This is a genomic window from Anabaena sp. CCY 9402-a, from assembly GCF_963920945.1.
Lineage (GTDB): Bacteria > Cyanobacteriota > Cyanobacteriia > Cyanobacteriales > Nostocaceae > Trichormus > Trichormus minutissimus.
The window spans coordinates 42636-49279 of record NZ_CAWUDL010000048.1 but is presented as its reverse complement, the minus strand read 5'-3'; the positions used below and the strand labels follow the sequence as shown (position 1 = coordinate 49279).

The 6644-nt window shown below is 40.8% G+C and carries 4 protein-coding genes and 1 pseudogene; 4 read left to right on the top strand and 1 reads right to left on the bottom strand.

The genetic code is table 11. The features are described from left to right. Positions 1-54: 54 nt before the first annotated feature. The 3 genes and pseudogenes from ACM0OR_RS17975 to ACM0OR_RS17965 all read left to right on the top strand — a co-directional run. Positions 55-627, top strand: a pseudogene (locus ACM0OR_RS17975) (DUF4351 domain-containing protein); the annotation flags it as partial. Positions 628-741: 114 nt separating this feature from the next. Further along, positions 742-1698 (top strand): Rpn family recombination-promoting nuclease/putative transposase, encoded by a 957-nt coding sequence (locus ACM0OR_RS17970; protein ID WP_414577828.1) that lies wholly within the window; start codon positions 742-744, stop codon positions 1696-1698. A gap of 134 nt (positions 1699-1832) precedes the next feature. Beyond that, complete coding sequence (locus ACM0OR_RS17965) at positions 1833-3200, top strand: protein kinase domain-containing protein (protein ID WP_414577826.1); 1368 nt, start codon at positions 1833-1835, stop codon at positions 3198-3200. Between the two features lie 152 nt (positions 3201-3352). Here ACM0OR_RS17965 and ACM0OR_RS17960 read toward each other — a convergent pair whose 3' ends face one another. Next, on the bottom strand, positions 3353-5173 hold the full coding sequence (locus ACM0OR_RS17960) for an ABC transporter ATP-binding protein (protein WP_414577825.1): 1821 nt from the start codon (positions 5171-5173) through the stop codon (positions 3353-3355). Positions 5174-5375: 202 nt separating this feature from the next. Between ACM0OR_RS17960 and ACM0OR_RS17955 the strand changes: the two genes are divergently transcribed. Continuing rightward, positions 5376-6641, top strand: a complete 1266-nt coding sequence (locus tag ACM0OR_RS17955) for an FAD-binding oxidoreductase (RefSeq protein ID WP_414577823.1) — start codon at positions 5376-5378, stop codon at positions 6639-6641. The last annotated feature ends 3 nt before the right edge of the window (positions 6642-6644 follow it).

The following is a 6644-nucleotide window of genomic DNA, read 5'->3' as shown; positions in this document are numbered from 1 at the left end:
TGGCGAATTCCACCTTGATTATCGCTCCTTAATATTTAGATGCGTTCGCCCTGCCAATGGCGACCCAGTAATTACAGTTATAATTATCCCCAAACTCGCCTAAATTTTGAATTTGGCATAGTGAAACTGTTAGATTACGAAAATCGCTTTGATGAGTTAGAAACTAACACTAATCCCTTTGCGACAGTAGTGATGGCGCATTTAAAAACCCAGCAAACACGCTCATCGCCCCAAGAACGCAAAATCTGGAAATTCAGCTTGATCCGCAGATTGTATGATTTAGGTTTGCAAGAACAAGATATTCGTAACCTCTATCGATTTATCGATTGGGTTATGATATTACCAAAAGCCTTAGAAAATCAATTGTGTTCAGAAGTTCAACAATTAGAGCAGGAGCGGACTATGAGATATGTCACCTCAGTAGAGCGCATTGGTTACGAGCGTGGAATCCAAGAAGGAGAATTAGGAATTATTCTGAAACAACTCAAAAGACGATTAGGTGAACTATCACCAGAAATTCAACAACGCATACAAGCCCTTTCTGTAAACCAACTAGAAAGTCTGAGCGAAGCTTTATTAGACTTTAGTAACCTAACAGATTTAGTTAATTGGTTAGAGTCAAATTAATCATTTCTTTAACTCAAACAATCGGGTTTATCGAGACATAGTATATTAGACATAGGTTTAGTTTTTTGAGAATAACTAAACCTATTTTAGTCAGATATCATCTACCATCAATTCATGACAGACAATAATGAACGCGCAGATTTTGATAGCCCGTGGAAAGAAATACTCGAAGCATATTTCCCCCAAGCCATGCAATTCTTTTTCCCGGAAACTGCTGCGTTAATTAACTGGGAACGTCCTTACGAATTTCTCAACACCGAATTTCAACAAATCGCCCGTGAAGCCGAACAAGGTAAACGTTATGCTGATCAATTAGTCAAAGTTTGGCAAATCCAAGGCGAAGAACTCTGGTTATTAATTCACGTAGAAATTCAAGCCCAAAAAGAAGATGACTTTAGTAAACGGATGTTTACTTACAACTTTCGCATCTTCGACAGATTTGAAAAACCAGCTATTAGTTTAGCAATATTATGCGACACCAACCGCCAATGGCGACCCAGTAATTACAGTTATAATTATCCCCAAACTCGCCTAAATTTTGAATTTGGCATAGTGAAACTGTTAGATTACGAAAATCGCTTTGATGAGTTAGAAAATAGCACTAATCCCTTTGCGACAGTAGTGATGGCGCATTTAAAAACCCAGCAAACACGCTCATCGCCCCAAGAACGCAAAATCTGGAAATTCAGCTTGATCCGCAGATTGTATGATTTAGGTTTGCAAGAACAAGATATTCGTAACCTCTATCGATTTATCGATTGGGTTATGATATTACCAAAAGCCTTAGAAAATCAATTGTGTTCAGAAGTTCAACAATTAGAGCAGGAGCGGACTATGAGATATGTCACCTCAGCAGAGCGCATTGGTTACGAGCGTGGAATAGAAGAAGGTAGACAAGAAGGAGAATTAGGAATTATTCTGAAACAACTCAAAAGACGATTAGGTGAACTATCACCAGAAATTCAACAACGCATACAAGCCCTTTCTGTAAACCAACTAGAAAGTCTGAGCGAAGCTTTATTAGACTTTAGTAACCTAGCGGATTTAGTTCATTGGTTAGAGTCAAATTAATCATTTCTTTCAGGTTCGTAGTAAGGACTTTAGTCCTGATTTGAGGACTAAAGTCCTTACTACAAACCTTTCATTATTTCCACCGTTCTACTTACCCATCAATTTAAACTTAACATCTAATTTAAAAACATCCCATGCCTGCCCAAATTACCCTTACTATCGTTAAAGGTAAGCTCTTAGGAAGACAATATACATTCGATTCCCGCGCTACCTGTATCATGGGTAGAAGCCCAGAATCAAATATTCAACTACCAGATGATGCAGACCATAAAACCATTTCTCGCTATCACTGTTTATTAGATATAATGCCACCAAATATAAGAATCAGAGATTTTGGTAGTAAAAATGGTACTTATGTAAACGGTCAAAAAATTGGGCAGAGAGAAGCACATCAAACACCAGAAGAAGGGGCAAAATTAAATTTTACTGAATATGATTTACAATCTGATGATGAAATTGAATTGGGAAATACTGTGTTTGCAGTTTATATTGAATCTGACCCAGCAGAAATAAATATTCCTAACTTTTTTCCTGCAACTATTAATAATAGTAATCAACCGCCAACACAACCACCAAATTTCTTAGAAATCATCAAACGCTGGTTGGGTTTAGCAGCAAATGGAAATAACCAATTGCTGGCGATTCAGGGGTACAATATCGTTAAATTATTGGGTAGAGGCGGTTTTGGCGAAGTTTATTTAGCACAGCACAATAGTTCAGGTAAATTTATCGCTTTGAAAGTAATGTTACCTGCAATGTCAGGAAATGAAAATGCTGTGCAGAGATTTTTACGAGAGACAGAAAATACTAAAGCTTTACAGCATTCTCATGTCGTGCAAGTCATTGATTATGGCTTTTTTGAGGGTATTTTCTTCTTCACAATGGAATATTGTGCAGGAGGAACTGTTGCAGATTTAATGCAACAATATGGTGGTAAGTTACCTGTTGATATTGCCGTACCAATTACTCTGCAAGTTCTCAACGGTTTGGAATATAGTCACAATGCAGAAATTCCTTATGTGAAATTAAGTGATGGTGGTTTTGGTAAAGGAAGGGGTTTAGTCCACCGCGATTTAAAACCGGGTAATATTTTACTTAATTACATTGACGGTAAAATTACCGCCAAAATAGGCGATTATGGTTTAGCTAAAGCTTTTGATTTAGCAGGTTTAAGCGGACAAACTCTTACAGGTTCTAAGGCTGGAACACCTGCTTTTATCCCTCGTCAACAGTTACTTAATTTTAAATATGTACAACCAGAAGTTGATGTTTGGGCTACTGCTGCATCTCTCTATAATATGTTGACAGGAGAGTTTCCGCGCAATTTTACAGGCGACCCGTTTTTAGCTGTGTTGCAAAATGATCCTGTACCAATTCTGCAACGTAATGCAAGTATCCCTAAGAAGTTAGCGGAAGTGATTGATTTGGGATTAGTAGAAAAGCCGGAAATTTATTTCAAGAGTGCGGTAGATTTTAAAAATTCTCTGTTAGATAGTATTTAGTAGCTTTTATGTAGGGTGCGTCAGTGCGAAAAAACCTAATTACACAACGAAAATCTTCATTAGGACTTACGCACTCGCTACGAAAATAAAGGCTTTGAGATTGGTTAAACGCAAAGGGGCGCGGAGGTATGCGCGGAGAGTTGAGCGAGAATCTACTGATAACCAGCCGCCTGTAATAAAAACAATTTGGCATATAGTCCCTCATGGGCTAACAATTCTTCATGAGTTCCTTGTTCTCTCACTTCCCCATTTTCAATTACTAGGATTTTGTCTGCCATCCTGACTGTTGAAAAGCGGTGAGATATCAAAAATACCATTTGATTTTGGGTAAGGGCGCGAAAATGATTGAAAATCTCATACTCGGCTTGAGCATCGATGGCTGAGGTGGGTTCATCTAAGACTAAAATATCTGCTTGAGTCCGCATGAATGCACGGGCTAGAGCGATTTTCTGCCATTGTCCGCCAGATAATTCTTGTCCGCTTTTGAACCATTTTCCTAGCTGGGTTTGGAATTGTTGGGGTAAGCGTTCGATAAAACTATGGGCGTTACCTTTTTGGGCGGCTATTTGCCAACGGGTTGTATCATCAAGGCTGTTTACATCCCCAACACCAATATTTTCGCCGACGGTGAATTGATAGCGGACAAAATTCTGGAATATTACGCCGATGCGTTGACGCAGCGCATCTACATTCCATGATTGTAAATCTACGCCATCTAATAAAATTCTGCCGGAGTCTGGGGTATAAAGTCGGGTGAGGAGTTTTATTAGGGTAGTCTTCCCAGAACCGTTTTCACCGACAATTGCTAATTTTTCGCCTGGTTTTAAATGTAGGGAAATGTTTCTTAAGGCGGGTTTAGAACTTCCTGGATAGGTAAAGGAGACATTCTCAAAGCGGATACCATCTTGGGAATCAATCCCTTTGGTGGTTTTACCCCAGGGTTGAGTGACTTTTTCTTCTAAAAAATCGTAGAGGTTGGAGAGATAGAGGTTATCTTCATACATACCACCAATGGAAGTCAGAGCATTGGCAAAGGTAGATTGTCCTTGGCGAAAGACTGTGAGATACATAGTCATATCGCCTAACGAAATTCTTCCGACTACTGCTTCTACTACAATCCAAGCGTAGGCGATGTAAAAAGCTACCGTACTAACTAAACCTAAAAGGTATCCCCACATTCCCCGACGGATGGTTAAATCGCGGTCTTCGTTGTAGAGTTGGCGAAATACGTTGCGATAACGGCCTAAAAGCATCTCTCCCAGTTGGTAGAGTTTGACTTCGGTGGCAAAGTCTTCTCTAGCTAAAAGATTTTCTATATAATGCTGTTGGCGAGTTTCTGGCGCACGCCAACTAAATAGGCGAAAAGCTTCCCCAGCAAAGCGAGTTTCAGCAATGAAGGCTGGCATTGCTGCGACAATTAAGACAATTACAGCCCAAATTGAGAATTTAACTAACAAAAAGCCGTAGGTGATGAGAGACAGGGCATTTTGGACTAAGCCAAAGGTACGGTTAACTAAAGAGAGGGGACGTACTGATGCTTCTCGTCGGGCGTTGGTTAATTTGTCGTAAAATTCTGAGTTTTCAAAGTGAGTCAAATCTAAACTTAGGGCTTTTTTGAGGATTAACACATTGACTCGCTGACCGAGTAACACTCGCAATAGTGACTGACAGATGATTAGTCCCCGTTGAGAACCTGCCAACAAAGCTACTGCGATCGCCTCTAAGCCGACATACAATAAAGGTGCGTAAATATTCCCTTCTGCATTTCCTTGGGATGCCAAAACTACGCCATCTACAATTAGTTTACCGAGATAGGCGATCGCAGCCGGCAATAAACCAGCACATAAAGTTAAACTAGCTAGAATAATTGTCAAAGTCTGGCTAGTAGTCCACACCAAATTTATCGCCCGTCCGCTATAACGGAAAACAGCCAGTGATTGACGCAGGGGGTGACGTTGCTTTTTACTCTTCATTATTCTTTTTATAGCGCGAGAGCAAGCAATCCTGCTGGGAATTAAGGCAATTCGTAATTACGAGTCGTGATGCGTAAAGCCGCCGGATTTATCCAGGGGGTAATTAATTTTGAATTTTGAATTTGGAACGCAGCGACGCGTCCGTTGTCGATTTTGTGTCATCATCACAGAAAATGAGATGTAAGGAATTGTAAATAAACTGATGACAGCCATTGCTTCTACTCTTGCATCTATCGTTGGCGTAGAAAATACCGTTTACCCAGAAGACAATCTTAATATCCCACATATAGCTGGTGGAAAATCCCCCAGTTGTATTGTCTATCCTCAAACCCCAGCACAGTTAGCTTCAGTTATCGCCGCATCTGACCGTAATAACTGGCGCGTCCTGCCTTGTGGTAGTGGGAGTAAACTCAATTGGGGTGGTTTAGCTGAAAATATTGATGTTGTCGTTAGTACCGAACGCCTCAACCAACTGATTGAACACGCCGTGGGTGATTTGACTGTCACCGTGGAAGCTGGGATGAAGTTTTCCCATCTCCAAAAGATTTTGGCAGATGCGCGGCAATTTCTCGCCCTTGACCCCTCAAATCCAGATTTAGCCACCATTGGCGGGATTGTGGCTACTGCTGATACAAATTCCCTGCGACAACGTTATGGTAGTGTCCGCGACCAGCTTTTAGGTATCACATTTATCCGCGCTGATGGTGAAATCGCTAAAGCTGGGGGAAGGGTAGTTAAGAATGTGGCTGGCTATGATTTGATGAAGTTGTTTACTGGGTCATACGGTACATTGGGAATTATTAGCCAAGTAACTTTTCGTGTGTATCCTTTGCAGTCAGCATCGGGAACGGTGGTGTTGACTGGTGATGCTGCGGCTATTTCTCAAGCTGCGAATACTTTACGCGGTTCGGCTTTGACACCAACTCAAGCAGATTTGTTATCTGTGCAATTAGTTTCTAGCTTGGGTTTGGGTGCAGGGATGGGATTAATTGCCCGCTTCCAAAGTTTAAGTGAGAGTGTGAAGGAACAATCCCATCGAGTTTTAGAACTAGGACAAACGTTAGGATTAAAAGGGGCAGTTTTTTCTGGTGCAGATGAAGACAGTCTATGGGAGAGATTGTCAAAACAAATACATCACCCTGCCACAGATGCGGCAATTACCTGCAAAATAGGAATATTACCGACTGCGGCTGTGGAGATGTTGACTGGAGTGGAAATTGGACTGGTTCATCTCAGCAGTGGTTTGGGTGTAGTGCAAGTTAAGGATAAGAATCAGGTTTTAAAATTGCGATCGCTTTGTCAATCTCACAATGGCTTTTTAACGGTGATTCAAGCACCTGTGGCGGTGAAATTACAAATAGATGTGTGGGGATACACGGGTAATGCTTTGCCGTTGATGCGCCGCATTAAGAAACAGTTTGATAGCAAAAATATTTTAAGTCCTGGTCGGTTTGTTGGTGGAATTTAAGAA